Genomic DNA, 16,841 nt, shown 5'->3' with positions numbered 1-16,841 from the left:
GTCACCTCGCCTTGAACAGCGTGCGCTTCGCCGCACCCGCCGACAGGCTGACCATGGCCGTCGTGTCGAAGTGCACCCGCACGTCGTCGCCCAGGTCGACCTTGGCCTGCGTCGTGTGGATCACGCGGGCGGCGACCTCCTGCTGACCGAGGTCCTCGACCGTCGCGCGCGCCACCAGCGCGTCCCCCCGGTACATCAGCGCCTGCATGCCGACGCGCAGCCTGGTCGTGTCCAGCACCGTCAGCGGGATGCGCGTGCCCGGGATCACGCCCGGCGTGGGCCGCGCCATCCGGCCTTGCACGATGCGGTCCACCGGTGCGTGGCTGGCCAGCAGCAGCGCCATGCGCACCACGTCGTTGACCAGCGCCGCCGCCTTGGGCTGGCCGGGCTCGATCTGTGCGAACAGCCAGTCCACGTAGGACTGCATCCGCCGGCGGTCGAGGTAGGCGATCTCGCCCCAGCGCGGCAGGCTCGCGAGGTTGCGCAGGTTGGGCGCGGCGTCGAACTCCGACAGCATCTCCGCCCATTGCAGCCGGATCACCGGCAGCACGCCGCTGAACTCCGCATGCAGGCAGGCGGTCACGGAACGGATGCGGTCCAGTTCCGCCGCGGCCTCGCGCGACACGTCCGCGCGGCCGTGGCCGCCTTCGGCCAGATCGCCGAAGCTCACCACCTGCTCGGCCTGCTGCCGCACGCCCTGCCAGGTCGCGACCTTCAGCAGCCCGAGGTCGAGCGTGCGCAGCGTCGCGATGCGCGGCGCCAGCGCTTCCGCCTGCCGCGTGGCGACCTGGAAGATCCCCGTCGCGACCTTGGTGCTGGCCGCGAGCGTCTGCACCGCCAGCATCGGCACGGCGAGCCCGGCCACCGCGCGCGCCTGCGCGCTGCCGACCAGTCGCACCAGGTGATCGACCTTGTCCAGACGATGCAGCAGCGGCGGCGCGCGCACGAACCAGTTGGCCGGCGCCTCGCGCACCACGCGCAGCATGTCCAGCAACTCGTCCGGCGCGTCGGGGTGCTCGCGCAGGCAGGACGGCACGGCGGGATCGACCAGTCCCGGATCGACCGCGCGCGTCGGCGCGGACAGCAGGTTGTCGGCCTCGCGCGGCCGGATGAAGGCGATGAACTTCACCTCCTCCGCCAGCACCTTCGCGCGGCGCGTGTTGATCGCGGTGATGCGCTCGGTCTCCTCTTCCAGCAGCGCGCGCGCCACGCTGACGTCGTGCCGCGCCTCGGCCAGCGCGTCGCCGACCTGCGACAGCCGCGCCGTCATCGTGTCGATCTCGCCGCGCAGCGATTCCAGCGCGCTGTCGCAGCGGTTGAGCGCGTCGCGGTACACGGTCAGCCGCGCTTCCAGCTGCCGCAGGATCGAGATGGTGATGTCGGACAGGCTCACCGCCTGTGTGAACAGCGTGGCCTCGTCCAGCGCCGCGTCCGACCCCGTCGGCGGCTTGGCCAGCGCGGCCTGCAGCGCGGCGTTACCGCGGAAGTCCGTCAGCGGGCGCTGCTGCCCGGTGGCATTGACGAGGAAGGGATCGTTCGCCAGTCCCGGGATCTGGAAGTCCTGAAAGAGCGCGGGGAGCTCGCCGCTGTCCTCCGCGGCGAAGGCCTCCAGCAAACCGAGCAGCGACATCACCGTGCGCTGCCGGTTGGCCAGCGCGTAGTTGCGCGCTTCGGGCGAGGGCGGGTTCTTCAAGCGCTCTGCGATCGCCGTGGTGCGGATCTCCGACAGCCCCACCACCGGGTTGGCATAGATGATGGGCGGCGGCGCCTTGGGCGGTCGGATGAGCACGGACTCGACCTGCGCACGCGCGTCGATGCGGGCGTTGAGCTGGACATTCGACTGCGCGCTCAGCTGTGCGTTGACCTCGGCACGGAGGCCGGCGTTGAGGTTGGCGTTCGACTGCGCGAGCGTTGCAACGCGTTCGTTGGCTGCGGCATTGATCGCCGCCGCGTTCGCTGCCGCGGTGGCGCCGAAGCCCGCCGCCGCCGCGATGCCCGCCGTGCCCTTCGGCACTCCGGCCGGGGTGGGCGCGCTCGCCGTGGCCTTCACCTTGCCGATGTACTCCTGGATCTGCTGCTGAACGACCAGCGCGCTCTCGCTGGTCGCGAGCGCGGCGAGCGTCGGCGACACGGCGAGCCGGCCCGCGTCGCTGGCGCTCATCGTCAGCTGGCGGATGCGGTGCATGTCCACCTGCATGTGCGCGAAGCCGAAGTCGGTGATGTCGTCGGCGCGGTCGATGCGCGTGCGCAGATAGTCGGCGAAGCCCTCCAGCCCGCGCAGCAGCAGTTGCGACTGCTCGTGGCCCGAGAGCCGCTGGATCAGCGGATCGGCGACCAGCTCGGTGTAGACGCGCACGGTGCCGATGCGCGAGGACGGCGTCGGCGTCAGCACGCCGAGGTTGTGCTGCGGCTGCAGCGGCGCGTTGAGCAGCGGGGTGTAGGTCGGGATCGTCGTCGGCCGCGGATCGTCGCTGACCTGCTTGGGCCACATCAGCTCCGGCAGCGCGCCGGCCGCGGCCGGCTTGCGCCGCAGGTCGCTGAAGGCCAGCGTGCCATCGAAGGCCATGATGACGATGCCGAACACCGACATCCGCGCGCCGCCTTCGCCGACGACGTTGCTGTCGGGGATCGCCAGCGGCAGCTCCACCCAACTGCCCGAGCGCGGCAGCGCGCCGCCGCGCACCGTCATCGCCTGCAGGGTCTCGAGGCCGGGGATGGCCTTGCGCAGTTCGGCGAATCGGTTCTCGCCCCAGTAGGAGAACTTGATCTGGATGCTGGACGTCGGCGTGTTGTCGGCCCGCAGGCCGCGTCCGTAGACGCCGATCCACAGCGAGCGCGGCGGGTTCAACTCGTCCAGGTAGAGCCAGGTCGTGACCGTGTCGGCGGCGCCTTTCTCGATGACCGTGATCGGCGTGCCGTCCCGGTTCATCAGCGTGTGGCCGCGCCAGCCCGAGGCCGGCGGATAGGCGAGGTTGAAGCCGCTGGTCGGCACGGCGAGCGCGGACGCCGATCCCGCGCCGGGATTGAAGATGTCGCCGCCGTCCTGCGACTGCAGCTGCGGCAGGCTGGGCACGACGCCGTCGTGCGGCTCGAACGGCGTCCACAGGTCGTTGGCGGTGAGCAGGTCCCAGGGCTCCTCGCCCTGGACGCGCGCGCCGGGCGGAAGGAAGTTGCAGAACCACTTGCGCCACACCTGCGGCGTGCGCGCGCCGGTCAGGCCGTAGGCCGCGCGGCCGTCGAAGAGCGCGAAGGCCATGCCGTCGAGGTTCTTCGCCGCCAGGCCCAGCGCGGACGCGGGCACGGTGAGCATCACCCACTGGCCCGGTGTCGGCAGGTCGCCGGCGCGGAAGTGCGCGGCCGAGCCGGCCGGCGATCCCCAGCCGATCAGGTCCTCGCCCCAGTAGGCGCGGTGTTCCCAGTTGCCGTCGGTGTGCCACTGCAGCATCAGCGTGCGCGGCGGATGGTCTGGGTCCAGGCAGACCCAGCAGAACAGCGACTCGCCCGTCTGCACGGCGAAGGGAGGATTGGCGCCGTCGAAGAAGTGCTGATGCAGGCCGGCGCGCAGGTCGCTGCGATGGCCGCCGCCGGGCGGAGGCTCGCCCCAAGGGCTGAGGGACTCGGTCTCGACCGCGTCGGGATCGTTCTTGAACGGCGGAACGACCGGCGACTTGCCGTCGAGCGCGTGCGACAGCATCGCCGCCTTGTTGCGCAGCCCCTGGCGCAGGCCCAGCGTGCGGGCGCGACGGAGCAGGTTCTCGTCGAGCGTCTGCTGGAACAGCGGATCGACGATCTCCTTGTGCAGCAGGCGCGGTTCCCAGGAGCCGAGCGGCACCGGCACGAGCAGCCGCACCGCCTCCGGCGCCGAGATCGAGAGCGGCGCCAGCGACGCGCTCGCGCGCACGGCGAGGTCGAGCTGCTCCACCGGCACCGGCACCGCGTCGATGTCGAAGCCGACGGGGAAGAAGCCGCTCTTGAGCGTCGCCGGATCGAAGGCGTTGCGCGGCAGCAGCCCGACCGGCGGCAGGAAGCGGCCGTAGCCGTCGTTGAGCGTCTCGGGCAGCGGCGCGGGTTCGCCGGCGGCGGCGACCTGCTCGGCCAGTTGCTCGATGCGCGCCTGCCACAGCGCGGGCTTGCGGGAACCGGCGATCAGCGCGCCGTCCGTGTACGCGAGTCGCGAATCGCGGCCGTTGCCGCCGCGCCGCACGACGCTCGCTCGGTCCAGCCACAGCGGCGCGCGCGTGACGCCGTCCAGCGCGACGAGCGCGATCGGGAGTCCGAATTCCTCCCAGGGCAATACCTGGCCCTCGGGCAATGCGTCCTCGGCCTGGAACACCGTCCATGCGAGCGCATTGCGCAGTTGCACGGCGGGCACCGCGGGCAGGCCGCGCCACTCGCCCGGCCACACGTACCAGAGCAGCCGTGCGCCGTCGCCCAACCGCCAGTCCTCGAAGGCGGCGGCGTCGCCGTAGGTGCCTTCGTCGCAGGCGCTGCGCTCGCAGGGATCCATCGGGTCCGCGCTGGAGCGGTCCGCCGTCACCGGCTGCAGCACCAGCACGCCGATCGCCGGCAAGGTCGCCAGCGACGCGGCTTCCAACGCGCCCAGCGCCGCGCCGATCTTGCGCGCGCGCAGCGTGGACGGCGCCCCCTCGGTGCCTGGCTCGACGCCGCTGCCGTCGACGAAGAATCCCGGCGGTGCGACGACGGGCACATCTGCCAGCACGCAGCGCAGCGGCTGGTTCAGGACCAGATCCTCGCCACTGCAGGCCAGGCCGAGGCCGCGCGTGATCTCCAGCTCCACGGCGTTGAAACCGGTCGGTGGCGGAGGTACTGGGGCAGGGGCTGGCGGAGGTGGCGGTGGGATCACCGGACCTGCCTGGACCTCAAGCCCGCTGACGATGCCCGCCGTCCAGTCCTGGCCGCGCGTGGCGAGGTGGCCGGCCTGCCAGGCCTGCCATTGGGTCAGTGCGCCCGCGGTGAGCGCGCGACCGGGGAAGACGTGAGGACGTCGGCGCCAGTCGCCGGTGGCCTCGATCGCGCTGCCGGGAGAGAGCCCGACGACGCGCTCACCGGCCAGCGGATCGCGGATGGGAGTGGTGCTCACGATGGGTCTCCTCGGAGCCTGGAATCAGGGTTGCGGCGGGCGCTTGGTCGCGGCGGTCTTCTTGGCCGCAGCCTTCTTGACGGGGCTCTTCTTCGCCGCCGTCGTCTTCGCTGCGGTGGGCTTTGCAGCGGTCGTTTTTGCAGCGCTTGTCCTGGCAGACGGCGGCTTTCCCACCGTCGACGCCGCGGAAGCCGTCGCGGGCGCAGTCGACGCGCTGGCCGGCTTCTTCGCCGCAGGGCTGACCTTCGAGGCGGGGTCGGTCACGACCGGCTCCCGCTCCGGCGTCGGCGTGGCCGACGCTCCCGGCACGCGCGTGAGGCGCGCGCTCAACTGATCGAGCTTCGTCCCCTCGGCGCTGCTGGCGGCGGTGTCGAGCTTGCGCCAGTTGTCGTTGCTCGCCAGGCTCACCAGCGCGGTGCGAGTGACGGCGTCGCCCGCGTGGCGTTCGAGCTTCTCGAGCCCGTTGCCGACCGCACCGTCCGCGAGCTCGGCGCCGACCTGCAGCACGCGGGCGTGGTCCAGTCCCGCGTCACGCCCTGTCTCGCGCCCAGCCTCGCGTTCTCCGGCGGGCTTCGCGTTGAGCGCGCCCAGCGCCGCGGCCGTGAGCGCGGGCGACGCCGCGATGCGCGGCGAGGCCAGCAGCGAGATCACGCTCGATGCGGCGCGCGCGCTGGACGCGGCCAGCACCTTGTCGAGCGCGGGCTTCAGCCCGAGTTCGGCGATGCGCGCGGTGATGGCGCGTTCGACGATCACGTCCGAGCCGCCTGCGACGGCGATCGGCTTGCCGACCAGGTCGTCGCGGTACGCGAGGTTGCGCCGCCGCACGAACCACAGCGAGTCGAGCTTCGCAAGCCGCGCCCATTCGGCGTCGGATGGGTTGGAGACATCGACCGGACGCAGCGGCAGCGGAATGCGCAGGCGGGTCAGGATCTCCAGCGGCTTGCGTTGCGCGACAAGGTTGGGCGCCGCGGCCTTGAGTGGCCGCGACACCGTGGTGAGTTTCGCGCGCACGGCGGCGAACTCGGCGCGCGGCACCGGCGCGAGCACCAGCACCGCCGTCAGGTCCAGCGCCGCCTGCGGGGCGAGGAAGTCGATCGGCGGCAGCGCGAGCGCTTCCTCGACCAGCGCGGGCAGCTCGTCCTCGGGAATGATCGAGAAGTCGACGTCGACCTCGGACGGGAAGTAGCGCTGCGTGAAGTCGGCCGTGTCGATGATGCCCGCCGGCAGAGGACCGGCGGGCGGCAGCGCGGGGAACTGCGTGGCCGCCGGGAAGCTGCGGCCGTGGAACTGCGCGACGACGTCGGCGAGGTGGTTCTGATGCTGCATCAGGTGCGCGAGCCGCAATCCGCGCGGCGCGAAGCCCAGGCCGGGCAGGTCGCCGCGATCGGCGCCGAGTTCGCGCCGCACCATCGCCTCGTCGATCCAGGCCAGCGTGTTGGACTGCAGCGCGAGCATCGCGACCGGCAGTACGTTCGCCGACCAGCCCGGCGCGCTCGGCTGCGTGAAGATGGTCCGCGCCGCTGTGCCGCGGCGCGCGTCGAGCGCATCGGCCGCGCCGTCGTCCTGCCAGGGGATGAGCACGACGGCGGTGGCCTCGATGACATCGCCGTCCTCGACGGTGCGCGCGCCGGTGAGCGTGGTCGGATACGCGCCGATCGGATTGGCGGTGAACTCCACCGGCCGCAGGCCCAGCACGAACAGCCCGGTGCGGCTGCGCAGCGGCGCCACCGGCAGGCGCGACAGGCCGAAGCGCGCGGACAGCTGCTCCGTCTGCGGGATGTCGGCCAGATCGATCGTCAGGGAACGCGGGAGCAGCACCAGCTCGCCGGCGCCGGTCAGGCCTTCACCGGCGGTGATGCTGACCGTCTGCGGCGTCGCGCCCTCGGACACCGACAGCCCGTGCGCGACGCCGCTGCCGGCGGCGCGGCCGAGGTCGGCCTCGCGCGTCAGGAAGTACTGCTGGTCGCGGATCAGGTCGCGCGCGGCGAGGAAGCGGCCGTCGAAGTAGCGCGGGCGCTGGCGCCGCGGGTCCTCGACCAGCACGCCGCGGTTGCGCAGCGTCGGCGCCTCGACGGGATCGATGCGCTCGCGGGCGGCGCCGAGGGTGAGGTTGATCGCCATGTCGTTCTCCTTTTCTACAACCCGGCCCATTGAGCGAAGAGCGCCGAAGGCGGCAGGAATCGCCGGCCCCAGTTGTCCACCAGGGGGGCGCCGACGACGCGCGCGGGCGGCGTCGCGTTGTCGACGGGAATGAAGACGCGGGCGAGGAAGACCGCGCTCGGGTCCAGGTCGCGCGGCTGCTCGGGCGAGGGTTCCAGCCCGCCATCGCCGCCCGCGTGGCCGCTGCCGGCCCAGCCGTGCAGCACGGCGTCCTGCAGCGCGTCGCGGCGCGCCTGCGGCGTCGCGGTCGGATCGCCCGCGACCGGATCGGCCGGCGGCAGCGGCAGGCCGCTGTAGGCATCGTCCAGCCCGGCGCGGGGGATCATCAGCAGCTCGTAGGCATCGCGCAGCCGCGAGATCGACACCGCATTGAGCGCGTCGAACGGCCCTTGCGCGAAGCTCGGCGTCAGCCCGCGCGCGCAGGCCGCGAAACGCAGGTACACGTCGGCGACGACGGCCAGCGCCGGCAGCGCGGTGCCGTCGTCGATCAAGCGCTGCGACGCGAAGCGTCCGAGATCGTCATACGACGCCTGGCGCAGCGTGTCGCCGCCGTCGGTGTCGCGCACGGCGTTGAACCAGCGCTCCAGGCGCAGGCAGGCGTCGCGCGGCAGCTCCACCAGCCGGCCGAGCCGGTCCACGGCGACACCGGGTTGCACGCTGATCTCCTCGACCTGCGTGGGCGACTCCGGCACGTGCCGCACTTCGAGTCCCGCCAGCGTGCCCGGCCCGGCCACGAAGGCCAGCGCGCGCGCGAGCCGGCCGCGGTGATAGGTCTGCTCGTCGCTGAAATCCTGCGCGTCCAGCAGCATGCCGGTGGCGTAGGCGAGGCGATCCGCGCGCGGCTGCGCCACCAGCGGATCGGCGTTGGTCGCCTGGATGCTCATGAGGGTCTCCTCGACGTGCGTGGGGACGGGGGACGTTTGGCCTGCGCCGACTTCTTCGATTCAGCGGGCTTCGCTGGATCCGCCGGTTTTTCCGGCGTCGTCGACGCCGCGGGAATCACCGGCGGCGCGGGCCTGACCGGCTGTGCCGGTCGGGCAGGCAGCGAGGGCCGCATCGGTTCAAGCGGTGGCGCCGGTGCCGGTCCAATCGGCAGTCTGGGATCCGACGGCCGCACCGGCGGGGTGGGCGCCACGGGGCCGAGAGGCGGCAGCACGATGCGCGTCTGCGTGACCTGCACGACCACCGTGTCGGCCGTGCGGCTGGGCAGCCCGGCCGCGTTGACGACGGACAGGCTGAAGCGGTGCGCGCCGACGGCCAGGCCCGCGTCGACTTCGACCGTCGCGGTCTCCGTCGTCACGGGCTTGCCGAGCGGGAACTTCGCCATCGCGCTGCTCCGGTCAGGTCACCGGGCCCAGGTAGGTCCAGACGTACTTGACGACCTTGCCGCCGCCGACGTCGAAGGACGCGGACCCGTCCAGCTCGAAGCTCTTGGCGAAGGCGGCGATGCGAGGCCCGCGGATGACCGCGGTCGGCGCGTCCTGGTCGGCGACGATGATGGTCACTTCATCGGGCTTGGAGGCGTTGCCCGCGTCGTCGATGACGACCAGCCGGAAGGTCTGCCGGCCCAGCGGCAGCGGCTTGTCGGGGTTGACGGTGACCTCGATGGTCGGGACGTCGGTGCTGATGTCGGTGCCGGGAATGAATTCGGCCATGGCCACTCTCCTGCAAGGTCAAACATCCGTCGGCGGCAACAGGCGCCAGCGGTACTCGGTGATCTGTCGGCCCGAGGCCGCGCGCGAACCGCGGGCGTCGAGAATGAAACTGGCGCCGGGCGCGGCCACGGCGTCGAGGCCGGCATCGGCCTCCGGTGGCGGCGCGCCGACCGGCGGCGCGCCGACCGGCGGCGCGCCGGACAGGCGCGGATCGAGCACGGCGGCGCCGATCAGGTAGTCGCCCAGTCCGAGACCGCTGCGCTCGACCTGCACCGGTCGCGGCAGGCGCGGCGGACCGAGGTAGGTGTCCACGCCGACCAGCGCGGCGATGCCCACCAGCAGCGGCCAGGTCGCGGACACGACCCGCATCTCCACGTGCGCCGGCGCTTCGAGCTGCGCGATGCGCCGGATCAGGGCCAGGTCTTGCGGCTCCACCGCCTGGTGCACCAGCACCGTCGCGCGGAAGGCGAGACGGGCGTCGAAGTCGATGGCGGCCTGGTTCTCGGCCGCAGCGGTGGCGGCGGTGACGTCGGCGTCGGCGTTGAAGAGCGCGATGAGTTCGACGCGCTCGCGGTCGCCGATGACCAGCGTGTCGCCGACGACCGAGTTGCCGCTGACCTGCAGTCCGGGCAGCAGCGGATCGTGTTCGTCGCTCAGGTCCACGCCGAGCAGCGTGGCGAGGATGCGCCGCAGCCGGAAGTCCTCGATGACGAGCACCTCGCCGCCGCGCACCCCGCCGTCGGTGGCGATGTCGAGCGCCAGCCGCAGGCCCATGCGCGTGCCGTGCCAGCGTGCGAGGTCGGGCGCCGCGCGCAGCCAGTCGCGCCGCCGTGCGGCGGGCAGGACGGGATCGAAGGCGATGCCGATCCAGCTGCCCAGCCAGTCGAGCTGCCCGTCGGCGACGACGTTGGGATCGGTCAGCAGATGGGCGGCGGCGACCTGGTCCTCGAGGCGCGTGAGCACGCCTTCGAAGCTGGCGAGCATCCGCGCGTTGAAGTCGGCCGGCGTGGCGCGCGGACGGTAGACCCCGATGGCGTTGGGCTCCAGCCGGAGCCGCCAGGCGCGGCCGGCGTCGCTCAGCAGCCAGGCGTCGCCCGCATGCTCGACCTCGACCGCCGCGCGGTCGCCCAGCGTCACCTGCTCCAGCCGCAGCCGGGCGCGCAGCGCATCGTCGGGGGCGTCGCCGGTATCGAGCGCCGCGGCGAAGGTCCTGTCGATCTGGCCGACGCGTTCGCCCGGTGCCTGCGCCGCGGCGCCGAACAAGGACTCGCGATAGAGCCGCGGCAGGTAGCGGTCGGCGTAGGAGAAGCGGCTGCCCCACACGCGCAGCGCGGCGATCTCCGGCGTGGCGCGGGTGTCGCCGTGCAGCACCAGCCGCAGCCAGAGGTAGCGGCCGGACAGCGTGCGCACGCGCTGCCGCGCGTTCTGCACCAGCACCGAGAACAGGCCGCGCACGCCGCCCTCGCGCTCGCCGCCGAGCAGGCCGGGGTGGTGCGGCAGTTCGCTGGCGGTGGGCTCCCATACGGCGGTCGGCACCTGCGGCGCGCGCATGGCGTCGTCGAGTTGGCTGATGTCTTCGCCGAAGCCATGCGGATGCCAGGCCAGCAGGTCGTCGTCGACCGGCGGCACGGGATCGTCGGTGGCGGCGAGCCAGGCGACGAAGCCGGTGTGGGCGGGCAGGGCGGCCTCGGCGAAGAGCCGGTGCCAGACGGTACCGCCGTCGCCGCTGTCGATCATGCGGGCGACAAGGCCGGAGGGACTATCGGCGTAGTGGCGGGCTTCGCCGCGCCGCGCGAGCTGGCGCAGCGACAGCGCGTGGAGCGGCTCCGCGCTCGCCGGTCCGGCGGGATAGTGCGGTGGCAGCGCTGCGCCGTTGGCGAACGGTCCTTCGATCGCGTCGACGGCCAGCGGGTACACGTCGCCGAGCGGCATCAACTCGCGGAGTGGGACCGTTGCCTCTCCGCCAGCACCGCTTGCCCAGGCCGCTCCCAGGTCGAAGGCCGGCGCATCGCGACGGCCGGGCACGCGCACCGCGACGCGGTCCGGCGCGAGCCATGCAACCGCATACGCATACGTTGCGCCGATCAGCGTCTGCGGCGGTACGAAGCGGCGCTCGTCGGCCGACCAACGGCGCACGCGCGCGGTGCCGATGCCGCCGGTCCAGCTCAGCAATGCGAAGGCGCCATCGGGGCCGCCCGCGATGGCGACTGGCGTCTCGGCGGCCTCCAGCGGCGTCGACGCCATCAGCGCGAGTCGCGGTGCGCAGGCGTTCTCGGGGTCAGGCCTGAACACGCGCGGGTCGTAGTCGTCGGGCTGCGGGGTCTCCGTGCGCATCGGCCGGCCGGTGAGCCGCGCGATGCGGCCGGTGGAGCGTTCCAGCGCCCACACGCCGCCGTCTGCCGCAGGCGCCAGCCGCCAGGGCACGAAGCCGGCGAGCGAGACGTTCACATCGTTCCAACGACCGCGCAGGTCATGCATACGCACGGCAGGGGTCGCGGCATTCGGCAGCGCGAGGTAGAGCACGCCATCCGGCCCCGCGCAGAGGTCGGTGGGCGATTCATCGAGCACGAGCAGTGTGGCTTCATCGGGCAGCACGCTCTTCACAAGCACGCTGGTCGTCGCCGCATCCCACCGGGCGACGCATTCGAGCGAATCGATCGCGCGCGGCACGCGCTCCAGCGCCGACTGCGCGGCGGCGAACGCGTCGGCGGGCGACATCGCCGGCACCAGCGTGCGTTCCGACGCGAGCCGCAGCCGCCGGCAGCCGCCGTCCCACACCGCGTGTTCCACGGCGGGGAAGTGCGCGGCATCGCCGAGCAGCCAGAAGCGCAGGCCGTTGGCGTCCATCAGCACAGCTCCGGCACGACCGGCACCGCGACGGCGTCGGCCTCGGCGAAGGGGTTGGGCAGGGCGCGCAGGTCGGTCGGCGCCGCGCTGCCTTCGATCGCGACCACGGACAGCAGCTCGGGCAACTGCCACGGTTGCAACGCAAGGATCTGCGCACCGTCGGCGGCGATCGCGGGCAGCGGCTGCCACTCAGTGCCCGCCTGGCGGAACAGGCGCAGACCGCGCAGTTCGTCGACGCCCGGCACGCGCGAGACCTCGACTTCCAGCTCGCGGCTGCGCACCGCGCGGCCGAGCGGCCAGCCCTGGCCGTCGAGTCCGCCCGGCGCCAGCGGCCACAGCAGGCGGCGCAGCGACTCGCGGACTTCGAGCAGGACCTGGTCCCGCGCATGGCCGTCGCGGATCGCGACCGCCACGGACACGCCCACGGCCACGTAGTCGCAGCCGATCACGTAGAGCTCGGTGGCCAGCGGGGTGCGCACCGAGAGATAGGCATGCAGGCGTTCGATGAAGGGACGATCGGGCCGCGGGTTCGGCGCGGGCGCCAGCGTCGCGGCCGGCAGCGCCATCACGCTGACGACACCCGGCACATGGAAGCGCCGGTCGCGCGGCTTGAAGCGCGGCAGCACCTCGACGCGGCCGACGTCGACAGCGGGCGCTTCGAGCGCGAGGCGGCGGTAGTCCTCCTCGGTGACCGCGCGGTCGCGGTGGCGCAGGCGCGCGGGGATGCGGCGCTCGGCGATGGCCAGCGTCTCCGCGTCCTCGCCGCCACTCAGCGCGAGCGGCTGCAGCACCTTGATCGGCGGTGCGGGCTGGCCGTCGATGCGGCGCGCGCTCAGTTCGGCCAGGGACTCCGGCGGCAGGTTGCCCGCGCGGCCGCCGCCGAAGCGGCCCAGCGCGAGCCGCACGCGCATGCCGGACTCCGGCACCTTGCCGCGCATCCCGTCGCCCAGCCGCAGCGTGCCCGCCTCGGCGTCGAGCTCGTAGGCCGTCGCATCGCGCGCGGCGTCGGGATCGGCGCTGAGCGCGCCCAGGTCGTCGACGCGTGTCCACGGTTGATAACCCCGGCCGGGGGCTTCCACTTCGATCTGCAAGGTCGTCGGGTCGACCGCGGTCATCGGCAGTGGGAACTGCTGGTCCGCCGCGCCGGTCGACACGCCGAGCACGCGACCGGTCACCGTGGCGCGCTGGTCGATCTCGATGGCATTCACGCCGATCCACGCAAGCGGCAGATGTTGGACCGTCGCCGCCGCCAGGGCGCGCGCACCTGCAGCCGCCGCCGCTGTGGCCGCGAAGGTGGCGGCGCTGGCGGCGGCCGCGGCGTTCGAAGCAGGTCCCGGTTGCGGACGCAATCGCAGCCACGCCACGAGGCGATCGGCTCGCTCCGGATCGTCCAGCCGCGGCGGCGCATCGCCGACGCCCGCCTGCGGATTCAAGCCGACGTCGTTCTTGGGCGCCCAGATCTGGCGCTCGTCGGGCATCTGCAGGCGCAGCGTGCCGGCGCGCGACAGGCCGTTGCTGGTGTCGGTGCCGGGCTGCACCGGCAGCGTGAGGTAGTCGGTGTCGAAGTCAGTCCGGCCGCGGGTCGTGATCTCCCATAGCACCGGGACGGGCGTGGGCGCGGTGACGTCCTCGAAGAGCGCCGGGGCTTTCAGCGCCGGCACCACGCCCATTGACAGCAGCGGCGGCAGCGCCGCGTCGCCGCCGCCGAGCGCGGACTTCACCGCCTCGTTGACGGCCTCCTGCTGGTCGGCCTGCGGCGCCTTGGGCGCGAGCAGCGCGATCCACAGCGCGCGGTCGGCGCTCTGCGCGAAGACGTCGATGCCGTCCGGCACCGCGCGGCCCTGCGCGAACACCGGCGTCGTCTCGTACGCCTTCAGCGTGCCGCTGATCCGATGGATACGGGCCAATCCTTGCAGCACGTCGCTGCGACGCGCGGTCTCGGCGCTGCTCAGACGACGCTTGATGTAGGCCTCGCCGGTGATGGGCAGCACCGTCGTTTCGGACAGCGTCTCGAACGGCATGGTCGCCTTCAGCGTGCCGCCCGGGGCCAGCGTGTGCGCACCGCGTTCGGTCTCCTTCGCGAAGGCCAGGCTCACGATGCCGCGCGCCGGCAGCGCGGGCTTCAGGCCCAGGCCGAGCAGCTTCAGGAAGACCAGCCGCTGGCGCTCCGGGATCAGGTTGGCGCGGTACAGCAGCGCGTCGCCGAGCCACGCGAACAGCTCGATCAACGTGCGCCCGGGATCGCCCAGGCGCGGGTTGGTCCACTCCGGCGTGTGGGCGGGGATGCGCGCGAGCAGCTCCTCCACCAGGTCATCGAAGCGGCGGTCGTCGAGCGAGGGGGGCAGGATAGCCATGGCGTCAGCCCTCCAGGTCCACGGTGACGTTCATCGCGCCGGGTTCGCCGGTGCGCGCGAGGCGGTAGGCGATCTCCACCCGCACCTGGCCGGGCTCGCCCGGCACCTCCCAGACCTCGACCGCGTCGAGCAGGATGCGGCGCTCCCAGCGCGCGAGCGAATCCCGCACCAGGTCGCGCATCTCGCGCCGCGTCGCGATCGTGTTGGGCTGGTGCAGCAGGCGGTCGAGGCCGCCGCCGAACTCGGGCCGCATCAGCTGTTCGCCGGGGCGGGTGCTGAGGATCAGGCGCAGCCCGTCGCGCACGCTGCGCGCCAGGTCGGGCCAGGCGAGGCCGCCGTCGTCGCCCGGGAGCGGCAGTAGCGGCCAGCCGATGAGTGCGGAGGTCATCGCGTCACTCCTGCGGCGGGATCTTGGGGAACGGCAGGCAGATCTTCATCGCGAAGAGCCAGCCGAAGAACAGGTTGAACAGCGACAGGAAGATGTTCAACACCAGGAAGGCGCAGATCGTGATGATCGGGATGTTGAAGCCGCAGATCCATGTGAGCGCGGGGCTCGCGGGCGGCGGCTTCTTGCCGTCGATCAGGTCCTTGGCCGAACCCATCAGCAGGCTCTGCAACGACGGCGGCACCACGAAGGCCACGTTGGGCTTGAGCGCGGCCAGCAGCTGCTTGTCGGCCGGATCGGGCAGGGCGATCTGCACCGGCGGCGCGCCCGCGCCCTCGTACCAGGCGGCGATCACGAAGGGGTCGCTGGGCGCGCTCCAGACGACGCGCGCCGGGCAGGGGCCGTCGGCCTTCAGGCGCACGAAGGCGCGCAACTGGTAGCGCGCGTCGGGTTCGTCGAAGCGGCCGGTCTTGGCCTTCATGGCGGCAAAGCGCGCGCGCATCGCGGCGTGCATAGCGGTGTGCAGCTGCTGGGTCTGGCCGGCGCTCATCGCGGGCCACACCTCGGGCATCTCCACCGTGCCAGGCACGCTACCCTGCGCCAGGATCAGCGTGTGTGCCTTCGTCAGGAAATCGTCGGCCCGCACGGTGCGCCGCGGCCATTCGCCGTTGCGGCGCACGAGCGTGAGTTCGAGGGGATGCAGCGCCTGGAGGATCGCGCCGCCGGTCGGGCCGAACGCGTCGAACTCGCCGGCGAGTTGCCGCAGCATCAGCACGAAGCGGACCAGCGTGGTGTTGGCGCCAGGTTGCTCGCTCTCTTCGAGCCAGCTGCGGCTCACATCGGCGCCGACCTTGGGCAGCGCCATCTCCTCGCCGCGCAGCGCCTGCACCAGATGCCCCCGGAAGGCCGATGACGACGGGCCGAAGTCGAAGCCCTCCGCCGCGCCGAAGGTCGCCTCCGTCTCGCTGATCTCGCCGCTCACCGTCGGAACGAGGCCGTAGTACAGCGTCTGGCCGGTTTCGGCGCAGACGTCCGGTGGGGCGAGGTACAGCGGGATCGATTGCTCTTCCAGCGCGGTGTCGGGACGCTCGCGCGAGAACGCGACGAGCTGGCGATCGATGTCCGCCACGCCGGTGAGATCGCGCTGCGCGCGTTGCACGGGCGCGGGGTCGGCATCGACGCCGCCCACGCGCGTCATCGGCACCCAGCCTCGGATGCGGCCGTTGGATTTCATCCAGCCTTCCGGCTGTCCGCCGGCGCCGAGTCGCCGCAGCACCAGGCCCGCAGCTTCGATCTTCGCGGGATCGACGCGCGGCTCGCCCGGCATGTCGCACCAGGCCTCGACCAGCGCGAGGTGGAACTGGCGCTGGATCGGCTGGAAGAGCTTGAGCGTGCCGTTCTTGTTGGTGGCCCGTGCGCGCAGGTCGCGCAGCCGCGTGAGTCCGTTCGTACCGCTAGCTCCGCTCGATCCATTCGTGCCGCCGACGCCGCGCAGGTCGTCCAGCGTGGCGGGGATGAAGTCGTCGTCGCTGCGTTGCAGCAGCCACGGCTGCAGGCTGCGGGCGAGGCCGCGCGGGGCGCTGACGACGACGGGGTGGTGTGGGTGGTTCATGGTCCGTTCCCTCACCAGACGTTGCCGGCGCCCGGCGTGTAGCTGCTGCTGATGACGGCGTTGGTCTGCAGCACCGCGCACTTCACGATGCCGGAGAAGTCCGACATCGCCGCATCCACCTTGACCATGCCGGCGGTGACGTTGACCTGGCTGGCCTGCACCGTGACCTTGGCGGCCGCCTGCACCGTAATGCCGGAGGTCTCCAGCTTGATGCTGTTGCCGTTGCTGTCCTCGAGCGTCACCGTGCCGGGCCCGTCCTTGAGCGTCAGGCTGCAGCCGCCGGGGGTCTCCAGCTTCAGGGTCTCCTGGCCGCTCTGGTCGTCGAGCGTGATCACGATGCCGTTCTTCGACTTGATGCGCTTGTAGCGGTTGAGCCCGCCGCTCTCGATGTCGGCCGGCGCGGCGGCGCTGCCGTTCCACAGCCCGCCGAGGACCAGCGGATGGCGCGGGTCGCCCTGCGCGAAGACGACCAGGACCTCGTCGTCCACGTCGGGCACGAAGAAGGTGCCGCGGTCGTCGCCGGCGAAGGGCGCGACCACGCGCGCCCACATCGCGGCGTCCTGGCCGGTGGTGTCGTCGAAGGCGAGCAGCCGCACCTGCACGCGGTTGAGCCGCTCGGGGTCATCGATCGAGCTGACCTTGGCCAGTTGCGCACCCGCGGCCCAGGGCAGCGGGACGCCGAAGGGCAGGGGGGAGGGCAGGTCGCGTTGCATGACGGGGTCTCGTG

The 16,841-nt window shown here is 72.6% G+C and carries 10 protein-coding genes; all 10 read right to left on the bottom strand.

The features are described 5' to 3' along the window. Position 1: 1 nt before the first annotated feature. Genes ABE85_RS13345 through ABE85_RS13300 form a run of 10 tightly spaced genes read right to left on the bottom strand, consistent with a single transcriptional unit; the run spans position 2 to position 16,827 of the window. Positions 2 to 5,101 (bottom strand): hypothetical protein, encoded by a 5,100-nt coding sequence (locus ABE85_RS13345; RefSeq protein WP_067275162.1) that lies wholly within the window; start codon positions 5,099 to 5,101, stop codon positions 2 to 4. Positions 5,102 to 5,125: 24 nt separating this feature from the next. Then, on the bottom strand, positions 5,126 to 7,222 hold the full coding sequence (locus ABE85_RS13340) for a hypothetical protein (RefSeq protein WP_067275160.1): 2,097 nt from the start codon (positions 7,220 to 7,222) through the stop codon (positions 5,126 to 5,128). Positions 7,223 to 7,236: 14 nt separating this feature from the next. After that, the gene (locus tag ABE85_RS13335) at positions 7,237 to 8,145 is read right to left on the bottom strand and encodes a hypothetical protein (protein WP_067275154.1); all 909 of its coding nucleotides are present in this window, start codon (positions 8,143 to 8,145) and stop codon (positions 7,237 to 7,239) included. After that, entirely contained in the window at positions 8,142 to 8,588 is a 447-nt protein-coding gene (locus ABE85_RS13330; RefSeq protein WP_067275147.1) for a hypothetical protein, read from the bottom strand. Before ABE85_RS13330 ends, ABE85_RS13335 begins: the two co-directional genes overlap by 4 nt. A gap of 13 nt (positions 8,589 to 8,601) precedes the next feature. Beyond that, the gene (locus tag ABE85_RS13325; protein WP_067275145.1) at positions 8,602 to 8,916 is read right to left on the bottom strand and encodes a hypothetical protein; all 315 of its coding nucleotides are present in this window, start codon (positions 8,914 to 8,916) and stop codon (positions 8,602 to 8,604) included. Between the two features lie 18 nt (positions 8,917 to 8,934). Continuing rightward, the gene (locus tag ABE85_RS13320; RefSeq protein ID WP_067275143.1) at positions 8,935 to 11,763 is read right to left on the bottom strand and encodes a phage tail protein; all 2,829 of its coding nucleotides are present in this window, start codon (positions 11,761 to 11,763) and stop codon (positions 8,935 to 8,937) included. Beyond that, a complete protein-coding gene (locus ABE85_RS13315) occupies positions 11,763 to 14,117 on the bottom strand; it encodes a putative baseplate assembly protein (RefSeq protein ID WP_067275140.1) in 2,355 nt (784 codons plus the stop codon). Before ABE85_RS13315 ends, ABE85_RS13320 begins: the two co-directional genes overlap by 1 nt. A 4-nt stretch (positions 14,118 to 14,121) precedes the next feature. After that, positions 14,122 to 14,505 carry a GPW/gp25 family protein gene (locus tag ABE85_RS13310; RefSeq protein ID WP_067275137.1) on the bottom strand — a complete coding sequence of 128 codons (384 nt, stop codon included), beginning with the start codon at positions 14,503 to 14,505 and terminating at the stop codon, positions 14,122 to 14,124. A 4-nt stretch (positions 14,506 to 14,509) separates the two neighbouring features. Beyond that, on the bottom strand, positions 14,510 to 16,114 hold the full coding sequence (locus ABE85_RS13305) for a hypothetical protein (protein ID WP_067275135.1): 1,605 nt from the start codon (positions 16,112 to 16,114) through the stop codon (positions 14,510 to 14,512). Positions 16,115 to 16,125: 11 nt separating this feature from the next. Further along, a complete protein-coding gene (locus ABE85_RS13300; RefSeq protein ID WP_231993087.1) occupies positions 16,126 to 16,827 on the bottom strand; it encodes a phage baseplate assembly protein V in 702 nt (233 codons plus the stop codon). Positions 16,828 to 16,841: the final 14 nt, after the last annotated feature.

The organism is Mitsuaria sp. 7, from assembly GCF_001653795.1.
Lineage (GTDB): Bacteria > Pseudomonadota > Gammaproteobacteria > Burkholderiales > Burkholderiaceae_C > Roseateles.
This window is presented reverse-complemented; position numbering and strand designations above follow the sequence as displayed.